The sequence below is a fragment of the Streptomyces viridochromogenes genome, assembly GCF_001270495.1.
GTDB classification, from domain to species: domain Bacteria; phylum Actinomycetota; class Actinomycetes; order Streptomycetales; family Streptomycetaceae; genus Streptomyces; species Streptomyces viridochromogenes_A.
Genome location: NZ_LGUR01000100.1, coordinates 1 through 536 on the forward strand (window position 1 = coordinate 1; position 536 = coordinate 536).

Sequence of the window (536 nt, forward strand, 5' to 3'; positions counted from 1 at the left end):
GGAAGCCCGCCCCAGGATTCCTCCCGCGCAGCTCGTCGGCATGCTCCGCGCGCTCGCCGACGACACCCGCCTGCGCGCCCTCCGGCTGATCGCCGAACGGCCGCGCAGCACCCAGGAGTTGGCTCCGCTCGTCGGCGTCAGCGTTCGCTCTCGCGACCGGGCTGCTGTGCGGGGGCTCGATGATGCTGGCCGGCGGCGACTCCTCGTTCGACGCACACGGCCTGACCGTCCTCGCGGTGTGCTGCGCCGCCGGCGTCGGCGGGATTCTCGCGGCCGGCGGCCTGAGCCGCCCCCTGCTGCGCTCGGTCACCCGGCAGGCGGGGGCGCGCGGGGAGTGATGCCGTGGGTGCCGGGCCCGGCCAGGCCCGGCACCCATGCCGCCCGTGGTCGGCCGCGGGCGAGCTCACTGCCGGTCTCCCGCCCGCCCCGGCCGTGGGCGTAGCCGACGACCTGCCGGCGGAGTGTCTCATCGACGGCCCTGTTTACCTTCGGTGGTGACGAGAGTCGTGAGGGTCGTCGACACTCGCGTGAAGGAT

1 protein-coding gene is annotated in these 536 nt (G+C 75.2%); it reads left to right on the forward strand.

The genetic code is table 11. From position 1 onward, the window contains the following. The first annotated feature begins 179 nt into the window (after window positions 1-179). Complete coding sequence (locus tag ADK36_RS47830; protein WP_199830146.1) at window positions 180-338, forward strand: hypothetical protein; 159 nt, start codon at window positions 180-182, stop codon at window positions 336-338. Window positions 339-536: the final 198 nt, after the last annotated feature.